We start from the raw sequence: 22,880 nt of genomic DNA, 5'->3' as shown, positions 1-22,880 counted from the left end.
TTCCTCTAAATGGCAGCGGGGTTCTGTGTCGTGCCGAGCTGATGGTTGCGACGCTGTTTGAAACGCTGGCTCATCCGGTCGAAGTAGAGATAGATCACCGGTGTGGTGTACAGCGTGAGTAGTTGGCTGAAGGCCAGGCCGCCGGCGATAGCAACGCCCAGCGGACGGCGCAGCTCCGATCCGGTTCCGTGACCGAGAGCCAGCGGCAGGGCACCGAAGAGCGCGGCCAGCGTGGTCATGAGAATGGGCCGGAAGCGCAGCATGCAGGCTTCAAAGATGGAGTCGCGCGTGCTCTTGCCCTCCTCGCGCTCGGCCTGCAGCGCGAAGTCGATCATCATGATGGCGTTCTTCTTCACGATTCCGATGAGCAGAAAGATTCCGATGAGCGAGATGATGTCGAGTTCGCTGTGAAAGACGATAAGCGCAAAGATCGCGCCTACGCTGGCCGAAGGGAGCGTAGTGAGAATCGTGATGGGGTGGATGAGGCTCTCATACAAAACACCGAGAACGATATAGATGGCGAGCAGAGCCGTGATGATGAGCAGTGGCTCCGTCGAGAGCGATTTCTGGAAGGTCTCCGCCGTGCCTGCAAACTGACTGCGTACTGTGGCCGGAGCGCCCACGCGTTGCTGCATCTGGGCGATGAGAGCTGTCGCTTGTCCGAGCGAAACTCCGGAAGCGAGGTTGAACGAGATCGTAACCGACGGAAAAAACGACGAGTGATTGATAGCCAGCGCTGAGGTGGAGATCTTCTTGTGGGTGAAGGCGTTAAGCGGTACCGCGCCTGGTCCTGAGACGTGCAGGTACGTCGAATCGAGCGTGGAGGGATTGCGATAGAACTGCGGCGCGGCCTCCATGACCACGTAGTACTGATTCAGGGAGGTGTAGATGGTGGAGACCTGCGACTCGCCAAACTCGAAGTAGAGGGCGTTATCGATAAGCTGCGGTGTAATGCCGAATCGCGCTGCCGTCGGGCGATCGTAGTTCAACAGCATCTGAAGACCGTTGTTCTGCTGGTCGGTCGTCACGTCTTTCAGCTGCGGCATCTTGCGCATCTCGGAATAGAGAATCGGAGCCCACGTGGACAACGCATCGACAGTATCGGCGGAGAGTTGATACTGATAGGCTGCGTTGCTCTGGCGGCCGCCGACGGAGAGATCCTGCCCAGGCTGCAGGAAGGTGGACGCTCCGGGCAGTGCGCCGAGCTTTGGACGCAGACGATCCAGGACCGACGCGGCGCTGACGTTATTGCGGTCTGCGAGTGGTTTGAGGCTCACAAAGACGAAGCCAGTGTTACTGGCGCCGCCACCAGGCCCGCCTTGTCCACCGGTAAACCCGGCAACGCTGCTCACGGCTGGGTCTTTCGAGATGATGCGCTGCACATCGAGGAGGGAAGACCGCATCGACTGGAACGACGCATCCTGCGAGCCCTGAATTCCTCCCAGCAGGATGCCTGTGTCCTGCAGAGGGAAGAAGCCCTTGGGCACGCGCACTACGAGCACGACGTTGAGGACCAGAGTTAGAACGAAGGTCAGAACGACCAGCGCCGGGTGTTGAAGTGTCCAGGTGAGGCTGCGGCGATAGCCTTCCAGCAAGAGATCGAAGCCGCGTTCACTGAGGCGATAGAGGTGCCCATGCTTCTGCCCCTTCGCGGGCTTCAACAGGTACGCGCACATCATGGGCGTGACCGTCAGCGAGATCACCATTGAGACAGCGATAGAGGTGTCGAGCGTAAATGCGAACTCGTGGAAGAGTCGGCCTACGATTCCGCCCATAAAGAGAATGGGGACGAAGACCGCCATGAGCGAGAGACTCATGGAGAGCACAGTGAAGCCGACCTCCTGTGCCCCCTTGAACGCCGCCTTCATCGGTGGCATCCCTTCCTCGATGAAGCGGGTGATGTTCTCCATGACGACGATGGCATCATCGACAACGAAGCCGGTGGAGATCGTGAGCGCCATCAGCGACAGGTTGTCGATGGTGTAGCCGAAGAGATACATGACCGCGAAGGTGCCGATGAGCGAGACGGCTACGGCGACTCCGGGAATCAGGATGGCGCGGGGACTGCGCAGAAATACGAAGACGACGGCCACGACCAGCACGACGGAGAGGAGGAGCGTTCGCTCGACATCGTTGACGGAGGCGCGGATGGTTGTGGTGAGATCGGTGTTGATGGAAAGCTGGTCGCTCGCGGGAATGGACGCGCGAATTGACGGCAGCTCTTTCTTGATGCGATCGACGGTGTCGATGACGTTCGCATTCGGCAGCCGGAAGACGAGCAGGATGACGCAGGGCTTTCCATTGACGAAGCCCGCGGAGCGAATCGTCTGTACGGAATCGAAGACGCGGGCGACATCGCGCAGCCGCACGACTCTTCCGTTGTTGCTGCCTACGACGAGCGGAGCGTAGTCCTTCGCCTTGGAGATCTGATCGTTTGCCGTAATGTCGGCAGTGGTGAACTCGTCGCTGAACTGCCCCTTCGGACGATTGGAGTTCTGTAGAGAGATTGCATGGGCGACATCCTGCGTGCCGATCCCATAGCTGTTGAGCTGCTGCGGATCGAGATCCACTCGCACAGCGGGAAGCGAGCTTCCGACCACCTGTACCTGGCCTACCCCCTGTAGCTGTGAGAGCTTCTGCTCGATGATCGAGGAGGCGGTATCGTACATCGCGCCCTGATCCGCTGTATCCGAGGTGAGGCTGAGCACCATGATCGGAGCCGCTGCCGAGTTTACTTTTCTGTACGTCGGATTGGCAGGAAGGTTTGTCGGCAGATAGGTGCGCGCCGCGTTGATCGCGGCTTCTACATCGCGTGCGGCGCCATCGACGTCTCGCGTGAGATCGAACTGCAACGTGATGGACGAGATGCTCAGCGTGCTCGACGAGGTCATCTGCGTGATGCCCGCGATATGGCCGAACTGCCGCTCGAGCGGCGTCGCGACCGACGAGGCCATGACCTCCGGGCTTGCTCCGGGGAGCGATGTAGCCACCGTGATCGTCGCGAAGTCTACCTGGGGTAGCGAGGACACAGGCAAAGCCTGGAAGGCGATGAGACCGGCAATCGTAATGGCAACGGCGAACAAAGTCGTGGCGACGGGCCGCCGAATAAATGGAGCAGAGATGTTCATAGCTGCTCCGCTGTGGCCGGACGATCGAAGGCCGTCTGAGTCCGGTGTCCGAACCGTTGTGCGAGGCGATCGAAGAAGACGTAGATGACCGGCGTCGTGTAGAGGGTGAGAATCTGGCTGACCAGCAAGCCGCCGACCATGGCAATGCCGAGCGGACGCCGCAGCTCCGAGCCGATCCCGGAGCCGAAGGCCAGCGGTATGCCCGCGAAGAGCGCGCAGAGCGTGGTCATCAGGATGGGGCGGAAGCGAAGCTGCGAGGCCTCAAAGATAGCTTCAACCGAACTCTTGCCGCGCGTGCGTTCTGCTTCGAGCGCGAAGTCTACGACCATGATGCCGTTCTTCTTCACGATGCCGATAAGAAGAATGATCCCAATGACCGCGATGATGTCGAAGTCCTGATGGAAGAGACGCAAAGCCAGCAGGGCACCGACTCCTGCGGAAGGCAGCGTGGAGAGAATGGTGATCGGATGGATGAAGCTTTCGTACAGGATGCCGAGAACGATATAAACGGCCACCAGTGCAGCAAGGATCAGGATGGCTTCATTCGAGCCGATGGCTTTGTAGGCTGCGGCCGTTCCCTGGAAGCTGGTCTGCACGCTGGCCGGCATGTGCAGATCGCTCTGGGTCTTCTCGACGGCATCGACTGCTTGTCCGAGAGCCGCTCCAGGAGCAACGTTGAAGGAGATGGTTACGACTGGAAACTGTCCCTGATGCGCCACGGTAAGCGGTGCTTTGATCGTGGCGAAGCGGCTGACGGCAGAGAGTGGAACAGGCGTTGAGGACGAGGGAGAAGAGCTGGACGAGGAGCTTCCAGAGCCCTGGCTCGAAGAAGAGGTAGAGGATGACGATCCCGATCCGGAGGAAGAGAGTACGGTGGTCGGCGTGGTCGCAGCCAGGCTGGTGTTGCTATTCGTAGAGCCGATGGAAGAGAGGCTATTGCCGGTGCTGGAGAGGGTCGTACTGGTTCCACTGGTGTTGGAAAGCACTGTGCTCGGAGCGGAGGCCGACAGCCCCTGATTGGAAGAAGGAGACAAAGTGGCTACGGTAGCGTTGCCGCCAGCCGAAGTGCGACCCGAGGTGCTCTGTGCCGTAGAGGAAGAGTTGGAGCTGTTGGAGCCCTGGATGTAGATATCGTTCAGCTTGGAAGGGTTCTTTTGGAAGTCAGGCAGAGCTTCGAGAATGACGTGATACTGATTGGACTGCGTGTAGAGTGTGCTGATCTGCCGCTGGCCGAATGCGTCGTAGAGAGTGGAGTCGATCTGGTCGGGTGTGATGTTCAGACGCGATGCGGTGGCACGGTCGATGGAGAGCTGCGCGCTCACACCGTTGGTCTGCTGGTCGGTTGCAACATCGGTAATCTGCGGTAGCTTCCGCAGTTCCGTGACCAGCTTCGTGGTCCAGGCGTTCAGTTCCTCAACGTTCGGGTCTTCCAGGGTGTATTGATATTGCGTGCGGCTGACGCGGTCGTCGACGGTGAGGTCCTGTACCGGCTCCATATAGAGCTGAATCCCCGGTATCTGCTGAATGCTCTTCTGTAGCCTTGCAATCACCTGGCTTGAGGTGAGATGTCTTTCCTCGACAGGTTTGAGATTGATCTGGATGCGGCCGCTGTTGAGTGTGGTATTCGTTCCATCGGCACCGATGAAGGAAGACAGGCTTGCAACCGCCGGGTCCTGGAGGATCGCATGGCTTAGCTGCTGCTGCTTCTGCGACATGGCTGTGAAGGAGATAGACTCCGGCGCTTGCGTAATGCCCTGAATGATGCCGGTGTCCTGTGTCGGGAAGAAGCCTTTGGGGATCTCGATGTACTGAAAGACCGTGATCAAAAGCATCGCTGCAGCTACCAGCAGGGCAAGGGTCTCGTGCCGTAACACCCACCGCAGGCTACGACCGTAGGCAGCGATGATGCGGTCGAAGAGATCTTCTGTCCAGCGATAGAAGCGGTTCTGCTCTGACGGCGGCGTGTGGTGAAGCATCCGCGAGCTCATCATGGGAGTGAGCGTGAGCGAGACGAGGGCAGAGATGAGGATGGTAATGCTGAGCGTGACGGCGAACTCGCGGAAGAGCCGTCCAACGATGTCGCCCATGAAGAGCAGGGGAATCAGCACGGCGATGAGCGAGATCGTCAGAGAGACGATGGTGAAGCCGATCTGCTCGGCTCCCTTCAGGGCTGCTTCCATCGGAGCCATGCCGTCTTCGAGATAGCGCGAGATGTTCTCGATCATCACGATAGCGTCATCGACGACGAAGCCGGTCGAGATGGTAAAGGCCATCAGCGTGAGGTTGTTCAGGCTGTAGCCCAGCAGATGCATCGCTGCCAGCGTGCCGACCAGGGAGAGAGGCACGGCAACCGCGGGAATGATGGTAGCTGCAATGTTTCTGAGAAAGACGAAGATGACCATCACGACCAGCGCGATCGTGAGCATCAGCTCGAATTCGACATCCTTGACCGATGCACGGATGGTGGTGGTGCGATCGGTAAGCACATGCAGCTTGATGGAGACCGGCAGGCTGGCCTGCAGCTTCGGCAATAGCTGCTCTATCTCCTGAACCACTGCAATGGTGTTGGCGCCGGGTTGTCGTTGGATGTTCAGGATGACGGCGGGTGTCTCGTTCATCCAGGCGGCAAGCTTGGTGTTCTCCACGCCGTCGGTGATCTTCGCAACATCGGTCAGCATGACTGGCGCGCCATCTTTATAGGCGACGATGACATCGCGATAGCCATCGCTCGAAAGCAACTGGTCGTTTGCGTTGATCTGGAAGTTCTGTGCCGGGCCATCGAAGGTGCCCTTTGCGCTGTTGACGCTGGTATCGGTAAGAGCTGTACGAAGGTCTTCGAGGTTGATGCCGTACGAAGCGAGAGCGACCGGGTTTGCCTGGATACGCACGGCAGGCTTTTGGCCGCCGCTGATCGTAACCAATCCAACACCGCTCAACTGGGAGATCTTGGGTGCGAGCCTGGTATCGACGAGGTCTTCCACCTTCGAGAGCGGCATGGTCTCGGAGGTAAGCGCAAGCGTCAGCACCGGTGCGTCTGCGGGATTCGACTTGCTGTAGACAGGCGGTACGGGCAGGTCTGTTGGCAGATAGCCCTGCGCAGCATTGATGGCCGCCTGCACCTCTTGTTCTGCCACATCGATATTGAGAGTGAGCGCGAACTGCAGCACGATGACGGAGCTGCCGTCAGAGCTGGTCGAGGTCATCTGCGTAAGACCAGCCACCTGTCCGAACTGGCGCTCAAGCGGCGCGGTAACCGCGGAGGACATAACCTCCGGGCTGGCTCCCGGATAGAAGGTCTGCACCTGGATGGTGGGATAGTCCGCCTGTGGCAGTGCTGAGACCGGCAGGCTCGAGTAGGCGGCAAGTCCCACCACTAGAACCGCTGCCATCAACAGTGCCGTGGCTACGGGCCGCTGAATAAAGAGGCGTGAAGGGCTCACAGCGTGCTCCCTGACTTGTCCTGCGTCCTCTCCAGCCGTTGCTGGCCGGAGTCAAAGGCCTGCATGCTTTGGATCGTCACGGTCGAACCACTTTGGAGCTTGTCGAAGCCGGTCACAGGAACGACCGTGCCCGCATCGATTCCAGTCACAGCAGAGACGTCGCCTTCGGTGGTCAGCTCTGTGACCGCCTGTATCTTCACCGTGTTTCCGGTGACGACATAGACAAAGGCCTGCGTCCCATTTCGCTGCACTGCCGCGGAGGGAACAAGCACCGCGTTCTTTAGCGTCTTTACCAGCAGACGCGCATTCACGAACTGGTTGGGATAGAGAGTGAGGCCGGTGTTATCGAATTGAGCGCGGAATCGTACGGTGCCCGTGGTGGTATCGATCTGGTTGTCGAGGGTCAGCAGTTTGCCGCTGGCCAGTTTTGTCTCCTGCGATCGATCGAAGGCGTCAACAGGGAGCGCCTTGCGATGGAGGATCTGATCGCGAACCTGGCCGAGATTATCTTCAGCCACATCGAAGACGACCGTAACGGGCTGCAGTTGCGTGATGATGACCAGAGGATTAGACGCCCCCGAAAACACAGTATTGCCGCGATCGATCAGGCGAAGGCCAATCCTCCCATTGATGGGAGAGGTCAGATGGCAATAGCTCAACTGCACCTGTGCCGCCTGCACCTGGCCGATATCGTTTCTTACCGTACCGCGATACTGCTCGACTGCAAGCTTCTGGTCGTCATAGGTTTGTTGGGCAATGGCCTGTTGTGTCGCGGCCTTGTCATAGCGGGCCAGGTCCATCTCCGCCTGTGCCAGTACGCTGCGGTCATGCTGCAGGGTTCCTTCGGCTTCCTCTAGTTGGGCTTCATAGGGACGTGGGTCAATATCGATCAAGGGGTCGCCACGATGCACCATCTGGCCTTCGGTGTAGTGCACGTCGGTCACTGTGCCGTTGACCTGGCTGTAGAGGTTGACCGTGGCGACCGGCGTCACTGTCCCCAGGGCATCGACGTAGTAGCCGATGTCTCCGAGGTGAGCCGTAGCCGCTTTGATCGTTGCAATCTGCGGTCCTGCTGTGGCGGATGACTGGGTGTCTTTCGGCTTCCGCGCTATCAGGACCACGATGGCGGCTACGAGCACCAGTGCGACAAGCAGGAACCATGGCTTCCGGCGGCGCGGTGCGAGCGAGGTGTCCTGCGCAGCCTCTTGTCCTGCTGGGGCACGTTCCCCTGTGCTTTCGTGGATGGATTCGTTCTCGCCCTGTGCCACAGCTTGTCTCCCTGATCTCTTGTTTCAATACAAAACCGAACCGTTCGGTACTCCTAGGATTGAACTGGAGCGGAATCGGATTCAAATATTTCCAATTTGGATAGGGAAAGCGGCCTTAACCTATCCGTTTATTTCCCATGAAACGCCGATATCAAACTCCATATCCACGGAGAAAGAACTCGACGGTATTCTTCACTTTCCTGCGCTTTTCGCTTTTTGTGGGTTTGGGAAAGATTCCAAGCGATGCCCGCATGACCATCTCAGATGCAAGCAGGTCCATAAACTGGCGGGCGGCTATCTGCGAGTTCAACTTGCGCAACCTTCCGTGAGACACCTGTTCTTCAAGATATTTGGCAAGCGAGCCAATGGTTCGTGTTGGGCCCAGCTCATAGAAGATCCTGGTAAGTTCGGGAAACTGCCGCCACTGCATGGAAAGGGTGCGGCGCAAGGCGATCGTCTCCTCCGAGAGCACGAGATCTAACATGAACTCTCCAAAGGAAGTGAGCGCCTTTGCAGGGAGCGCATGAGGGACCAGGACCGTGCCGAGTTCGGCTGCCATGATGTCTGTGCGTCGCCGGATGACTGCGCGGAAGAGCTCTTCTTTATTCGGAAAGCGGCTGTAGAAAGTCTCTTTCGATGCATGAGCATGTCGTGCAATCTGGCTGACACTGGCGCCCTCGAAACCCTTTTCAAGAAAAAACTTCCCTGCAACATCCAGCAGATGATCGGTCAGGGCTTCTGATCTCTCCTTTGGAGGTGCTGATACTGCCTTTTTCGACTTCGACATCCTGTTACGGTACAGGAACCCCGAAATCGTATACAAGCACACCTCCCGCATGGCGGAACCGAACGGTTCGGTTTGCAGGACGTTTTTTACAGCCCTGCACGATACTCATTCCAAGCATGCCGCAAAACTTTGTCGTTGCGTGTCGAGAAATGTCGAGTGCGGGTTAAGCTGTTGCTCTGGGCGGAGACGGTGTCTCCCCTGCCGTCGGCAGTTCGATCGAGAGGGTCAGGCCTTTCCCTGAAAGCTGCTGTGCGGAGATCACTCCCCGGTTCGCGAGCACGGCCTGCCGGGCGATGGCGAGCCCAAGACCGGAACCGCCTGCGATCGCTTCAGAGTTCTTGTTGGGGAGCGTAAAGAAAGGCTCGAAGATAGCCTCTTCCTGCCCGGGAGGGATACCTGGACCGTCGTCCTGGATCAGGATCGTACCTGTTGCCGATCCTGAACTTTGGAAGTACGAGACCTGAACACAACCTTCGGCTTGAGCGAATCGCAATCCGTTCCGGAGTACATTATCGAGGGCCCTCCGCAGCAGGTCGCGGTAGCCCTGCATTTGGAAAGGCTCGCCTCTCACGATAAGAATGGACTTGCCGAACTCCTTCGCCTCATAACTGACATCCGCGCACGCTTCATCTACCAGCGCAGCGATATCAAAGAGCTCGATGTCCCGGGTAAGTTCGTTGCCGCTCTCAAGCCGCGCGAGCAACAAGAGTTCCTGTACCAGGCCGTTGAGGCGGTCTGCTTCGTAGCCGATGCGCCCAAGCTCATGCTCCAGTTGCGGGCCGGCCTTTCGCTTGGCCAGGGCCAGTGCGATGTTGAGGCGCGTCAGTGGTGAGCCTAATTCGTGCGAGGCGTGAGCGAGAAAGCTCCTGTAGCGCTCGACCAGCGACTCGATGCTCTCCGCCATTTGATTGAACGTCTTTCCCAGCTCTCCGATCTCATCCTTGCGTTCCGATAGCGAGGGATGGGCCCTTGTCTTGAGATCGCCCTTGCCAAACTGTTCCGCTACATGGCTGAGCCGGGCAATGGGCCGCACAAAATAGGCGGCAACAAGGCACGAAAAGAGACCCGATACCACCAGAAGGCGGCCCAGTTTATTCAGTTGCGAAGCGACGATAGCACGCTTGGACAGGGGGACCGTTGCCAGGTAGATATACGGTGTTGTGGAGTCCGGATCGGCGGGCAGCGCGACATAGGTCTTGGAGAACAGCGATCTCGTCATCACGCTCCTGCTGCCTTCGACGTCCACTACCAGGTGGATCTCCATGGAAGACAACTTTCTCCCTGTGAACCCAGCGACTGGAACGCCATGGGGCCCCAGCAATACTCCGGAGTAACACGCAGCCTTCTGCTGTTGCAGTTCCTGGGACCCGGCCTGCAGATATCGATCGAGAACGCTTTTAGCGCAGGTTTGCAGGTCCGTCAGCGGAAGCGTCCGCAGTCTGTCATCCGGCAGAGAGGAGGATGAGAGCAGGAACGGCGAGATCGCGATCATGGCGATGGTTACGAGCCAAAAGATGACGAAGATACGTATGAAGATCTTCAAGGCGCGGTAGCCCCATCGTTTCCGCAGATGTAGCAGTAACCGACATTGCGGATGCTCTTGAATCTATCCTTGCCGTTGGCGTGGGCTCCTAATTTTTTGCGCAGGTTGTTGACGAGATTATCGACGCTGCGGTCGAGACCGCTCGGCTCTCTTCCGAAGATGCGGTGTACGAGCTCCTCGCGTGAAAAGGCCATGCCTGGCTGGCTAAGAAGTACCTTGAGCAGGTGGAACTCCGCGCCTGTGAGATCGAGCGGACGGTCCTCCAGGGTGATGGAACGCTCCAGATTATTTACCGTGAGATCTCCCAACGTAAAGGAAGCGAGATTTTCTCTGGGATGAACTCGTCTCAAGATGGACTGTATCCGGGCCAGTAACTCCTCGGGCTGAAAGGGTTTGGGGAGATAGTCATCGGCGCCGCTTTCGAGGCCGTGGATGCGGTCCTTTGCTGCGCCGCGCGTCGTCAGCATGAGAATAGGCGTGTTCGAGGAGTATCGAATCCGCCGCAGCACCTCAAAGCCGTCGATTCCCGGAAGCATGACATCGAGGATGATCAGAAGAAAATACTGTTGTTGAGCCAGGCGTATGCCGTCTTCGCCGGTGTCGGCGGCTGTGATCGAGAACCCTCCCGACCCGCAGTATTCGGTGATCAATGCGGCCAGGGATCGGTCATCGTCGATCAACAGCAGGCGAGAGGGCTGCACGGGCATCTGTGGTGTTAGACCTGTCACCTATCTATTGTCTCTCCTGCTCTCGAAATATTTTTGTCGAGAACTGTCGTTTTCGATGATTGGTGGGCTGTACTTCAGAACTCAGCCAAAAGGTTTTGATAGCTCACGACAATTCTCGACATCGATTGCGTTGCGGCTAACGTCAGATTGCTAGAGAGCTACGCGAGCAGTAACTTTCTTGATCCTATGGTGTCTTCTCTGGAAGCTTCACCATCGAAGACTCTGCCAGCTGGCCTGGTATCCAATATTTTTAGCAACGATCTGAAAGGATGTTCCTTTTGCAATATTTCAAAAGAGCCGGTGTTTGGCTGTCGTTATCCCTCTGCATGTCAGTACCGACTATCGGAAGCGCACAGTCTCCGGAAGTGGCTGGTGTGGTTTCCTCGAACACGGCTGGCGTTATTCATCTGGCGGGGCTGCCGGACGTTAAGTCCAACACGAAGGGCGATTTGAGCCTGACGCCCGATGCGCTCATGTTCAGCAACACCGATGTTCGTGCGCTCATTGCCACCAATCGAATCACGGCGGTCTTCACGGGAGATGAGAGGGCGGAAAAGGGAGGAACCACGGGTCAGATCGCTCGCAAAGTAATTCCCTATGGAGGAGGCGCAGCCCTGGGGGCATTCTCGCAGAAATCAGTCGATCTTCTCACCGTGGAGTATCGCGATGAGCATGAGGGGTACCACGGAGCTATCTTTGAATTGCCCACGAAGCAAGCGGCGGAGCTACAGAAAAAAATCCTTGCTGAAACAGCCCCGCTTGCTGCGGTTCAGCCGCAAACCTGTTCGGTTGCTGGAGTAAAACCGGATACGATTCTCGTTGAGCCTATCGATATCCATGGAATGGAGATACCCGCTGAGTATCGAGTGCTCTTCTACGAGCACCTCCTCACGGAATTGCGTCGTACACAAACCTCGCAGACCTACTTCCGCGCTGGCGATATCGCAGCCGGACCAGGTTGCACGGCCTTCACCTTGCAAGTGGCTGTAGTGAACTTCCAAAAGGGAAATCAGGCATTACGCGCCTCTACCGGGCCACTGGGAATGTTCCTTGGCACCACAAAGATTGCGTTTGAGGTGAAACTCGTTGATCGGCATGGAGAGACTGTGATTGATACGAATCTGAAGAAGAGCAATCGCCGGGATTCCGACAGCTTGAACGTGGTGCATGCCATCGCAAAGAGCATCTCTAAGCATCTGGACAAAGAGATGAAGAAGGGACAGTTGAGCCGTTCGACGGTATGAACAGCAGCTCTCTCGATAGTCTCCGGACAATGAAGCCTGGCGATCGACAGGCGGTGTACTCTCTGGAGAAGAAGGGAGAACAGCATGGACAGACGACAGTTCAACACGTTGCTGGCGGCGGCTGGCGTTGGAATGGGAACTCCTGCCTTCGCCTCGGAGACTGTTCCAGAGAGCTTGCACCTCTCAAAGAATGGGTGGATGCCTAACAACGAGCATCTGCCGGTGTTGCTCTATCGGGGTGTCTTCGCGGCAGGTGGAGTGGACATGGCTTCCGCGATGGAGGCTGCGTTCTTGCGGAACGGCTGGCCGCCGCAGTGGAGGAACGGAGTGTACGACTTCCACCACTACCACTCCACGGCGCATGAGGTGCTTGGCTTCGCCGGGGGATGGTGCCGATTGGTGCTTGGCGGAGAAGGCGGGCACGAACTGGTCGTCAAGGCAGGGGATGTCGCGGTGCTCCCCGCAGGCACAGGGCACTGCCGTCTTGAGGCCAGTCCCGACTTCCTCGTGATCGGGGCGTACCCTCCTGGTGAGGTGTGGGATATCTGCCGCAAGGCGCCCGACGCATCAAGCTCCGAGCGGATGAAGACGGTTGCTTTTCCTGCCTCCGATCCGGTGAGCGGACCAGGGGGACCACTGGTCCGCCAATGGCATCCTGCCGGACCGGAACTTCGGCCTTCCTGAACGGTTACAGCGGTAGCACGGGCAGACGCCAGCCAAGCTTCACTGCAGGCCTATATAGTCCGGCGGCTGTTGGCAGAACCAGCCAAGCTCTGCTGCGTGTGCAAAGCACTGCTGAATCTTCCCCGCCTGCTCTTCAGGCTTCAGCTTGCTGCCCGTAAAAGCCGTTTCGATGGCCGCTTCAAGCGTTTGATGTCTTTGCAACGCTGAGAGAAGAAGGTAGGCCTCGCGTTCGATGCGGCGATAGTAGACCGAGTTATCGAAGCGATGGACGGCGAGATACGTTCTTGCACGCCGCAAGCCCGGCAGCCGCAGTCTGGAGGTCTGCTTTCGCTCCATGACGGCGTTGCTCATGATGTCAGACTCCGGCGTCTCCTTGTGCACAGCCAGAACCAGTTCGTCGACCGGATATTGAAGGTCGAGGAGTTGCAGATGTGGCTGGAGCCAGAGTTTGGAGTCGCCATCGAGTCCTGCGAAGTCTTCCTGCGTCAGTGGCGCGACGGCCGCGCGGTCGAAGCTCTCGACGTACGCCCACTCCAATCGTGCGATATCGAGCAGCAGCACATGCCGTCGCGGCGAGACCTCCGGATGCTCCTGCAGCCAGAGAGGTAGCCGCCCGCCCAGGTTCCGCAACGTGAAGGAGGTGGAGGGATTCTCTTTGAGATAAGCGAGCACCATCGCATCGAAGCGCTTGGTTCCCAGCACGGCTGCGAGCGCAGGGAAGTCCTCCGAGACTGCACCAATGACGCGGAACCAGTATTGCCGGTTGTAGATCTCGAGGCGCTCAAATGAGGTCAGGCGGTCGTTCGGCTTGACGTAGCTTGCTGCAAGCTCGCTCATGGAGCGGCCGTCTTCGAGCTTCTGCTGCATCTCGAAGTCTTCCGTCAGAGGCCGCCGAACATCCTCTGACATGCGCCGCTGGAGTTCGAGCAGGTTCATGCACGGACCTCGTCACGCTGCATCTCAGGCAGCGCCGCAGGAGGCGTCTGCTGCTCGTTGAGATAGAGGTTTGCCTTCAGGGCTTCGTTATGGACTTCGTCGAACGAAGGAATGTTATCGTCCCACTCCAGCAGCGTGGCGGTTACTCCAACGCGTTCGATGGCGCGGGCGTACATGCGCCACACGGGATCGAGCACGGGGTGGTCGTGGGTATCGAGCGTGTACTTCTCGAACTTCGAGTGGCCGGCGATGTGGATCTGCGCCACGCGGTCGGCAGCGACGGCGTTCACGTACTCCATGGGGTCGAAGTTGTGGTTCTGCGACGACACGTAGATGTTATTCACATCGAGCAGGATGCCGCAGTCGGCGGCATGAACCACCTCGTTCAGAAACTCCCACTCGGTCATTTGCGACTCGTGGAACTCGGCGTAGCTGCTGACGTTCTCTACGGCGATGGGGATCTCGAGGAAGTCCTGCACCTCGCGAATGCGCGCCGCGGTGTTGCGTACGGCTTCGAACGTGTACGGCAGAGGAAGCAGGTCGTGGGTATAGCGGCCATCCACGCTGCCCCAGCAAAGATGATCGGAGAGCCACGGTGTTTTGGTGCGCTTGGTCAGCTCCTTCAGCCGTTTGAGGTGTTCGCGATCCAGTGCCTGGGCGGAGCCGAAATACATGGAGACACCGTGCTGAACGACGCGATACTGCTCCAGGATCTGGTCGAGCACCTTGAGAGGTCTGCCTCCATCCACCATGTAGTTCTCAGAGATGATCTCGAACCAGTCGACGACAGGCTTCTCGGAGAAAATGTGATCGTAGTGCGGCACCCGCAAGCCAATTCCTACCCCATAATCTGTGAACCCATTAAACCGATTGGCTGGCATTGCATACTCCTGGTGCTATGAGGCCTGAAAGGGAACAGGGCCTGAAGGAGATCCTTCAGGCCCCCGGATATAGGAGAAAAACTAGGCCTTGGGTCCCTTGGAACCGTCGGTTGCGCAATCACCCTTACCCTTGCAGGAGTTCTTGCCGGGGTGCTTGCCGCCACCCTGACCCTTGCAGTCATTCTTGCCCTTGCAGGAATGCTTGGTGGGGTCGGGGGTGGTCTGCGCGAGGAGAACGCCGGCCGAAACGGAGGTGGTTGCGGAGGTCGGCTGCGCATTCATACGAACGGAGGTGCCACCGAGGAGGCCGGCAACTGCAGCGGCCAGAGCAAGCGACTTTGTGGAGTTCTTCATGAGAGGAACCTTTCTATGGGTTGGGCCGCGCACGATGTGCACAGGACGTTAATAAAGAAACGCAAAAAACTGCCGTACTGACAGAACGCGATGACGAGCCGAATGGATTGCCAGCGTCGAAGCTTAATCGTCGCGTATCCATACTGCACGTTGGAGTACGGAATACGAAATAGGTTACAGGGTTTATTTTTTCAGCAAGCCTTGAGTGCGTGGAAAATCTACCCCTGGGAGTTCCGCCCTATGATTCTCATTTATAAGGACTTAGGTGGCAAATGGGTGGTGATGGCATCTCGGATGGCAGCCAGCGGAGCTGAGGCATCGAAGGTAACGCCATGGGTAGTGGAACGGACGCCAAGCTGGGTCCAAAGCTGGGGAAGATCGACGGGAACCGGGGTTACACTCCACCGGGCGTACATCTGCTCCAGCACGTGGGTGCCTGTAGCCTGATCGCCAATGTCGAGAACATGCGGCAGCGGCCACTCCTTGTCGATAGAACCTCCGGCAGCGACGATGGCGCGTAGAGCATCTTGCAATCCACGCCGGTTGCCGGTCTGTTTGCGGATCTCAACATCGGCCATAAGGCAGAACATAGCTCCGCCCCAGTAGGTTCGACCCCAGGTATGGGTTACGTCGAGTCCTCGATCATGCGGCTCGGGTTCTCCGTTGGGCATACCCTGCATCATGTCGGCCCAGATTCGGGTAGCGGAAAGTTGGCCGGCCTGCACGCGGGCGATAGGTTCGACATAGCTGGCGATCCCTTCTTCGAGCCAGTGCTGATCGTCCGGCAACGACGGCAGAGCCGTGTGAACGAGTTCATGGGTAATGACCCAGTCGGAGGCAAGCTCCTCGCGGGTTGTCGATTGGCCGATGCGAAGACGCAGAAAGGCTGAAAAGCCTGACCTGTTGCCCCAGGTCGTTCCCTGCAGTACACCATGCTGACCCGCTACAGGGATGACAAGGATGCGAGTGCGTGGGGCAGGGAAGCGGCCATAGTAGGTGGCTACTGCCTGGGCTGCGGTCTGAATGCGCTGAACGATTTCACTCCGCGGCAGGTCGAGCGGGCCGTCGGAGAAATCAATTTGCAGTGTTGCGCTGCCGACAGCCAGAGACTGTGAGAACGCGATCGCCGGCTGATGAGGGCCATTGCCTAGCGCGTCAGAATTGCCAATGGACATTGCCATGACCCACAAAAGACCGAGAGCTCGTGCCGTTCGCAAGATCCTGAATGTCACAAACATCCTCTGTCTCTACCGGCGTATAGCGGCGGATGTCGCAAGGATTCCACTACAGCCGGCACAAGGTCAATTGCCACCTCAAAGTGGCTTAGAATCAGCGCCGAGTACTTTGCCGCTTCCCGGTGCCTGGGCAAACAGGATGAGATGATGCCCCGTCATCCCATGGAACGAGGTCGGCAAGGCAATCTGCACGGTCTGTTGTGGCGCTTCCTGTAGCTTGGCCACACGCAGAAGCGTGCGCGCCACGGCAACATGCGACAAGGTACGGCCGGAGTTCTCGCCGCGAGGCACGATCGATTGATCGGCATCGTCGGTAAGAACGGCAAAGATCTCTGAGCCCTGGAGCGAGGCATCGCCCTTTGCGGAGAAGTCCACCATCAGCGCACCGCCCAAACGGTTTGCAGAAAGAATGCGCAGATCCACCGGATCTGTACGATTCTGCTCCTTGCGGATGGCGCTTGCGAGGCTGCTTTGGTCGCTGCCGACAAACTGCTCCGTGCCGTTTACGACCATCTGCGGGGTGTACACACTATCGAGCCCGAACCTCGAGCCATACCTGTTCTGCCGGTCTGTATAGAGGTCCGAGGAGAACGGATCGGACCACCCGAGCGAGTTCCAGTAGGTAACGTGTTCACTGATCCCGACGATGATCTGGCCTGCGCTGGGTTGAGTTCCGTTGATCGCACGGAGCAGATTGTCCGCGGGCGGGCAGCTCGAACAGCCTTCCGAGGTGAAGAGTTCTACGAGTATGACCTTTGGCCGGGACGCCGTGTCAGCCGATGCCGTTCCCTGTGCCGACAGCAGGACGACGTTCGAAAACAGAACCATTGCGATGCCAAGAATGAGCCGTACCATGCCTATCACCTCTTTGAAGCTGCACATCTGACGCGAAAAGGCACACCGGGGTTACAACCGTTTGCCCTTGGTCCTCAGTCCTTTGCGAAAGGATCTGTGCTTTTTGGTGGTGGCTCCTCTTGATGTTTCTTATTTAGGATTCAAAAAAAAGTTTTCTGAAACACGGCTAAAGGCTCATTTGACGTGTTAAGATTCCACCTCATCATCACTTTCACTCACCACTCCTGCTGTAAAAGTCTTTCGTTCTCTCCGAAGTCGCTATGCATGCTTGTACTGAGGAGAAGCGCAAAGGATGTACAGAACCTGCCCCTGATCCAAAAATCTGCAAGGAGGATTCTTCGATGAGATGCAAACTTGCCATGTCACTTTCCACCGTGGTCCTTTTCCTCACCACGACCGCCGCAGCTTCAGCGCAAACCACTACCGGCACGATTGGCTTCCACCTTCTGCTGGGTGATGGCAGCGCGGAAGAGACTTTAACCCTGAACGGAGGGAACTATACGGACCTCATCATGTCGAACATGATCGCAGGCGTAATGTATGGCCATCTGGTTCAGGAATATGCAGCCGTTCCAGGCATTCAATTCAATAAGGACTATCTGTATGGATCTATCATGGCGCAGCTTTTGCAGCAGAACATCGCCACTGAAGACTACGAGTCCAGCAGCAGCCTCATCGACCCCTCGTCAGATCAGCAGGCCGTGATGGATGAAGGCCAGGGCGGTCCTTATCAGATCAATAACTATGCTGTGGACCTGGTCGCAGGCAGCTACACTCCTGCTGGTCACTCGCTCATCAATTACATCGCAGTCCAGAAGAATATTGGCTACGCCATGGCTAATGCCGCGACTCAGTATTCGAAGGTAACGCCGCCATCGTTCAACAATAAGTACTACGGCCCCATGCTGCCGGCGTTCTTCCACTATAACGATATGGTGGCGTTGAACGTGACCGGCAAAGGCCAGTACGGTTGGACGACTCCCTGGGAGCCGGAGTACGACGAAGCGCTGGCCAACTTCGTCACCTTACCGAACAGCTTCCTCGACGTGATCCTCAACGCCGCCTATAACCAGGGATACTACGGTACCCTGGTCCCCCAATACAGTACCGAAGGCGCAACCGCGACGGAGTCAACGGTGGCATCGGTGAACTCGTATAGTTCTGTCTGGGGAAATTCGAACACCTATGCGCAGTATCCTTACCAGGTCCACTACTACCTGGATCAGATGTACGACAATCCGGTTCCGACCACGAGCCCATCCACAGTGGTCACACCCACCAATCACATCATCTTTGGTGTAAGCACGCTGGAAGGTGTTTTCTCTGATGTGTTCCAGACGCTGGCTCATTCGAATGGCACCAGCGCGGCACAGTTCTTCACTGCCGCGCAGGCGCAGACCGCATTCAACTCCGCGCTATCGCAACATGGTGTTTCAAGCAGCGCCTCGCTCGACCTCAGTAATGCCAGCAACCGTGCAACAATCTTCGCCGTGATCGACAGTGCCATCGGAAACCTGGAGTCAACCGTCGGCATGAAGTTCAATGCCACGACAACATCACAGCTCTAACCTGAACGGATCGAAGATATCTGAAGGGCAGGGGCAGGAAGCCAGCGATTGGTTTCCTGTCCTTGCCCCTTCTGATTTTAACGGGCCCTTCCTGCAGCGTGAGACTCATGCTTGTGACCTGTGTACCTCCTGAGTCTCTACTGGCAGCGACCTGAATCGGATACAAACCGAAGGCACTGACGTCACAAAAATGAGAAGACTCTCCTGGACTCAACAAAAGAATATTTGAGATTCTTCGAAAAATATCTAGACAACCGCTTTTCTAGAGGGCTAGGATGCTCGCGCTCAAGGTTTGGTCATGTCTATATCTCTGTAAACCCAATTGACTGAACTGCGAACAAATTTGCCCATCCTGGAGTCTTTTATGCAGAAGAAGAGTTTGTGGGTTTTAAGTAGGATGTCCCGCGCATGCTATGGCGGCCTTATCGCAGTAGCAATATTGCTTGCCGCGCCGCTGTTTGGGCAGAGCTCGGCCAGTATCTCGATCAACCTGGATTCGACACAGCTTCGGCGTGCGATCCCGAACGACTTTTTAGGGCTGTCGCTGGAGATGAGCTCGATTGAAGCCGGCAATAACAACGGGGCGGCGTGGCTGAGCGGAAACGCGACGGCTTACAGCGCGATGGTGCAAAAGATCGGCGTGGGCAATATTCGCATCGGCGGAAACTCCTCGGAGCGGCAGCCTTATGCCTCGGCGCAGGACGGTGCGAATGTAGATGCGTTTGTGAACCTGATCGGAGCGGACCTGATATGGACGGTGCCGGTAAAACTGTTCTACGACCAGAGCACAAGCGTGTCGTATGTGTCCGGACTTTATAACGACCAGCATGTGGCGCATAGCTACAGCTATCCCACGAACATTGAAGTAGGCAATGAACCGGACAACAGTGAAGATGTCTCCGGCAGCTCTATCTCGCAGTCGACATGGCAGTCGCGGTATGACGGGTTCAGCAGCGCCTTCCGACAGATCAACAGCGGCATTCTCTCCACGGGACCCTCGACAGCAGGTTGCTGCACGTTCTCCACGGACTTTATCAACGATGCTACGTACCAGGGCTCGCTGAAGAGCACGATTGGGGACGTTACAACCCACTACTATCCAGCGGGCAATGCCGCGAGCTTTGGATCGGTCGGCGCCGGCGATGCGAAGCTGCTGGCGGCCTCACTGGACTCGCAGTATCAGAGCTTCTACAACTCGTTTAACGACAATGCGAGCAATAACGGCTACAAGGTCCGCATTGAAGAGACGAACAGTGCGTTCGGCGGTTCGAACAATGGCGTGACAAACTCCTATGCTGCGACGCTATGGGCGCTGGACTACTTCTGCTACATGGCCTACAACACGAATCTTTCGGGGATGAACCTGCACACAGGGCCGATCGGATCGAATGCTGGATCGTATAACGCGATCTCACCGGTAGGCGTGGCGTCGTCCTATACGCTGGAGCCTCCGGGATACGGCCTGTGGGCATTTCACTACGGTAGCCAGGGCCAGCCGGTAAGTACGACGGTGTCGAACCCGAGCAATGCCAATGTATCTGCCTATGGACTGCTGGAGACCAACGGCGGAGAGACGGTTCACGTCATCAACAAGACGTTCGGCTCGGGAGCGGTCAACGTGACGGCGACCATTACTCCTGGCGGCAGCTTCACGCATGCCCAGGTGATTGTGCTGAAGCAGGCGAACAACGATGTGACCGCACTAAGCGGTATCACGTTCGGTGGCGCACCGATGAACTCGGACGGAACGTGGACGGGAGGGTACGGTTCGCCAGCAACTCTGACGAATGGTACATACACGTTTACACTGCCGGCAGCTCAGGCGGCGATTGTTCACTTCTACTAGGTGATATCGGCATATAAACTCGACACTTAGCAATTTGATAGTCCAGCAGAAACCGAACCGTTTGGCTAGCTTTACGGCCTTTGGCTCAGATGCGCAAAAGCCCCTGGTTGCGGGCTTTTGCGCATCGTTTCTATAGGAACCTAATATTGCTCTGCCTTCACAAAAGAGTAAATGAAGGCATGATGTTTGGTGTAAATGCTCTGTCTTCGCCACTATCTATCCATTGTTGTTTACAGATAGAACGGTTCTATGGGAAATTGTCGTTTAATCGAGGGTGTTAATCCCACACGAACGAAGATAATCAAATGTACCGTCGTAAAAAGACGGAGGGCGCGTGGGGTCAGATATATCGCCTTTTGGAATAAAAAGGATCATCCCCTGCCGAGCTCTCGTCAAAACCACGCGATAAGCATTCTTTAGGTAAAGTCGCCTGGACTCGTCATTAACGGATTGCCATTTTGTACCTTTGAAGTTCTGACAGACCCAGGTTTCATTCTTGTGGTGGAAGTCTCCATCCCAGCACACACCAACCCAATCTAATTCAAGACCCTGGACCGCAAACTCGCTTGCCACATCCTCTAGGTAATACGAGGATCGGACATCTGTGCTGCCATTCAAAAACCAATTTGCCGGCTCAATCTCTGTTTTTATGTGTATCCCTTCGGGCCGGAGACGTTGGGCCCCTGAGGATGCAACTAGTCCGAAGCGTTCCGTCCCTCGGGCCTGACTCCGCAACCAAGTTTTTGCGACATCGAGATTCCTGGTCAAGTAGATGGGATAGACCGTCTCTATACGTTTGAATGCGGCTCTCGCAGATTCTGGCTCATTATCTATGATGTGACCGACCAAATCTGACAGCGCTTCTGCTCGGAACGACCGCATCGAAACGGCAAGATGAAGGTGTTCGTCTACGCGAACTCGTGGCGACGCAAGAAACTTCTCTATCTCTATTGGGGAACCGTACTCTGGAAGCGCTATACGCGGCGAGACATGGACCTCCCAAGTGGGAAATAGGGTTTCAATTGCACTGATCCACTCTGATATGCCAGCCTCTCCTATATTGATCTCCTGACCGCCTCCAACAAGGCACACGACGGCACACCAGTCTGGATGTCGATCCATAACACTGATGAGGAACTCCGGCTCTGACATATTGAAATCAGCCTGTCCTCGCTTTCTCTGCATGAAACTGGCCGCCTGTTTGCGGGTCCACGCTCGTTGCGCTTCGTCGAAGACAACGACCTTTTCAACGGGGATATCATTATTGCCAACGTAATCATCTCGAAAGTGATGAATATTTTGGATAAAGCTGCGTACCTCGCGTTCTGCTGTCTTTTTCGGAATATGCTCACGCGTAGCTCTGTCACGTATAAGTGCCTCTCGAAGAACATCAACAAGTGGGCCATTGCCAGACAGAAAAACGGCGTGCTCGTCACGATGTTCGTCTGAGCGCCGTGTTGCGATATTCAATCCGGCTAGCGTCTTGCCCGAGCCGGGGACGCCAGTCACGAAACAAATGGATTTAGTACGGTTCTGACGAGCTTGATCAATAATTTTGCTGACACTGGCACTCGTCTCCTGCAGATTCTTCGCGCCAGCATCCGATCGCGAGATGTCAGTCACACTATGGGTGCGATAGAGGATCTCTGCTGCCTCAACGATAGTTGGTGTTGGCCTGTAGCCCTTAGCCATCCACACGTCAATATCAAGCGTTGGAAAGATGTACTCAGCACAAATCTTATGAATGAGAGAACTTAAATCGGCCTTGTTTGTCCCGACAGGTGAAGCGACGAGGTCATCGGCAAATTTGAGTTCAGATATGGGGCGAGATTCAGCATTGGTTGAGACAAGTACCGGAACGATTGGAACACGATGGCTGCCTTCGTGAAAGTTTTTTAGATCGAGAGCGTAATCTTCCACTTGATCAAAGGCTGTTGACGTATGTTCGCTTGCTCCTGCTTTGAACTCGATCACGAAAACGATGTTTTTCGCTATCAACAAAGCATCTGCGCGCTTGCCCATTCTTGGAATGTAGAACTCTAGAAAGATTCTTCCATCCTGTTGGTCGGTGAGGGCAGCTTCGAGGATCGAAATTTGTTGCAGCCAAGCCCAACGTTGTTGTTCCTCCAAGGCATGATGATGTTCCGCCGTCAGAATACCGAGGATGCGGTTAGCGTCATCCTTTAAGAAGCTAGATATGGGTTCGTTGTAGTAAGCCTTGATCGGCATTCCGGTCCTTATGCGTGCAACTTATCGTACATCCGAAGCCAAGCGGTTCAAGCGATAGACATGGCATCACAGTATCTCAGGTAACAGAAGGTCGATGTCGAACACTTTCGTACTCCTTCTGCTCATCGCTATATTCGTGGCTCCCACTTGGCGT

16 protein-coding genes and 1 pseudogene are annotated in these 22,880 nt (G+C 56.5%); 4 read left to right on the top strand and 13 right to left on the bottom strand.

What is annotated here, in order from left to right; genetic code table 11:
* Positions 1-5 precede the first annotated feature (5 nt).
* The 7 genes and pseudogenes from ACIX8_RS20270 to ACIX8_RS20245 form a co-directional block, all read right to left on the bottom strand.
* Positions 6-3,128 carry an efflux RND transporter permease subunit gene (locus ACIX8_RS20270; RefSeq protein WP_014267255.1) on the bottom strand — a complete coding sequence of 1,041 codons (3,123 nt, stop codon included), beginning with the start codon at positions 3,126-3,128 and terminating at the stop codon, positions 6-8.
* Positions 3,125-6,568, bottom strand: coding sequence for an efflux RND transporter permease subunit (locus ACIX8_RS20265; protein ID WP_014267254.1), 3,444 nt, complete (start codon positions 6,566-6,568; stop codon positions 3,125-3,127). Before ACIX8_RS20265 ends, ACIX8_RS20270 begins: the two co-directional genes overlap by 4 nt.
* The gene (locus ACIX8_RS20260) at positions 6,565-7,836 is read right to left on the bottom strand and encodes an efflux RND transporter periplasmic adaptor subunit (protein WP_014267253.1); all 1,272 of its coding nucleotides are present in this window, start codon (positions 7,834-7,836) and stop codon (positions 6,565-6,567) included. Before ACIX8_RS20260 ends, ACIX8_RS20265 begins: the two co-directional genes overlap by 4 nt.
* A 151-nt stretch (positions 7,837-7,987) precedes the next feature.
* Complete coding sequence (locus tag ACIX8_RS26275) at positions 7,988-8,395, bottom strand: TetR/AcrR family transcriptional regulator C-terminal domain-containing protein (RefSeq protein ID WP_223295576.1); 408 nt, start codon at positions 8,393-8,395, stop codon at positions 7,988-7,990.
* Between the two features lie 33 nt (positions 8,396-8,428).
* Positions 8,429-8,623, bottom strand: a pseudogene (locus ACIX8_RS26635) (TetR/AcrR family transcriptional regulator); the annotation flags it as partial.
* A 163-nt stretch (positions 8,624-8,786) separates the two neighbouring features.
* Positions 8,787-10,166, bottom strand: coding sequence for an ATP-binding protein (locus ACIX8_RS20250; RefSeq protein WP_014267251.1), 1,380 nt, complete (start codon positions 10,164-10,166; stop codon positions 8,787-8,789).
* On the bottom strand, positions 10,163-10,894 hold the full coding sequence (locus ACIX8_RS20245; RefSeq protein ID WP_223295399.1) for a response regulator transcription factor: 732 nt from the start codon (positions 10,892-10,894) through the stop codon (positions 10,163-10,165). Before ACIX8_RS20245 ends, ACIX8_RS20250 begins: the two co-directional genes overlap by 4 nt.
* Positions 10,895-11,220: 326 nt before the next feature.
* On the opposite strand from ACIX8_RS20245, the gene ACIX8_RS20240 reads away from it, so the two are divergent.
* A complete protein-coding gene (locus ACIX8_RS20240; protein ID WP_044177172.1) occupies positions 11,221-12,138 on the top strand; it encodes a hypothetical protein in 918 nt (305 codons plus the stop codon).
* Between the two features lie 84 nt (positions 12,139-12,222).
* A complete protein-coding gene (locus ACIX8_RS20235; protein WP_014267248.1) occupies positions 12,223-12,822 on the top strand; it encodes a cupin in 600 nt (199 codons plus the stop codon).
* Positions 12,823-12,861: 39 nt separating this feature from the next.
* On the opposite strand, the gene ACIX8_RS20230 is transcribed toward ACIX8_RS20235, so the two are convergent.
* The 5 genes from ACIX8_RS20230 to ACIX8_RS20210 all read right to left on the bottom strand — a co-directional run bounded on the left by ACIX8_RS20230 (position 12,862) and on the right by ACIX8_RS20210 (position 17,083).
* Entirely contained in the window at positions 12,862-13,758 is an 897-nt protein-coding gene (locus ACIX8_RS20230) for an HvfC/BufC N-terminal domain-containing protein (RefSeq protein WP_014267247.1), read from the bottom strand.
* Complete coding sequence (bufB, locus tag ACIX8_RS20225; RefSeq protein WP_014267246.1) at positions 13,755-14,639, bottom strand: MNIO family bufferin maturase; 885 nt, start codon at positions 14,637-14,639, stop codon at positions 13,755-13,757. The genes ACIX8_RS20230 and bufB overlap by 4 nt, the downstream gene beginning before the upstream one ends.
* An 81-nt stretch (positions 14,640-14,720) precedes the next feature.
* Positions 14,721-14,993: a hypothetical protein gene (locus ACIX8_RS20220; RefSeq protein ID WP_014267245.1), complete on the bottom strand. Its 273-nt coding sequence runs from the start codon at positions 14,991-14,993 to the stop codon at positions 14,721-14,723.
* A 251-nt stretch (positions 14,994-15,244) separates the two neighbouring features.
* Complete coding sequence (locus ACIX8_RS20215; RefSeq protein WP_044179237.1) at positions 15,245-16,174, bottom strand: hypothetical protein; 930 nt, start codon at positions 16,172-16,174, stop codon at positions 15,245-15,247.
* Positions 16,175-16,306: 132 nt separating this feature from the next.
* On the bottom strand, positions 16,307-17,083 hold the full coding sequence (locus tag ACIX8_RS20210) for a DUF1223 domain-containing protein (protein WP_014267243.1): 777 nt from the start codon (positions 17,081-17,083) through the stop codon (positions 16,307-16,309).
* Positions 17,084-17,424: 341 nt separating this feature from the next.
* Here ACIX8_RS20210 and ACIX8_RS20205 point away from each other — a divergent pair, with 341 nt between their 5' ends.
* Positions 17,425-18,651, top strand: a complete 1,227-nt coding sequence (locus tag ACIX8_RS20205; RefSeq protein ID WP_014267242.1) for a hypothetical protein — start codon at positions 17,425-17,427, stop codon at positions 18,649-18,651.
* A gap of 397 nt (positions 18,652-19,048) precedes the next feature.
* Positions 19,049-20,497, top strand: coding sequence for a glycosyl hydrolase family 79 C-terminal domain-containing protein (locus tag ACIX8_RS20200; protein WP_044177170.1), 1,449 nt, complete (start codon positions 19,049-19,051; stop codon positions 20,495-20,497).
* Positions 20,498-20,761: 264 nt separating this feature from the next.
* Here ACIX8_RS20200 and ACIX8_RS20195 read toward each other — a convergent pair whose 3' ends face one another.
* Complete coding sequence (locus ACIX8_RS20195; protein ID WP_014267240.1) at positions 20,762-22,726, bottom strand: DUF2075 domain-containing protein; 1,965 nt, start codon at positions 22,724-22,726, stop codon at positions 20,762-20,764.
* Positions 22,727-22,880: the final 154 nt, after the last annotated feature.

This window comes from Granulicella mallensis MP5ACTX8, assembly GCF_000178955.2.
Taxonomy (GTDB): Bacteria; Acidobacteriota; Terriglobia; order Terriglobales; family Acidobacteriaceae; genus Granulicella; species Granulicella mallensis.
This window is presented reverse-complemented; position numbering and strand designations above follow the sequence as displayed.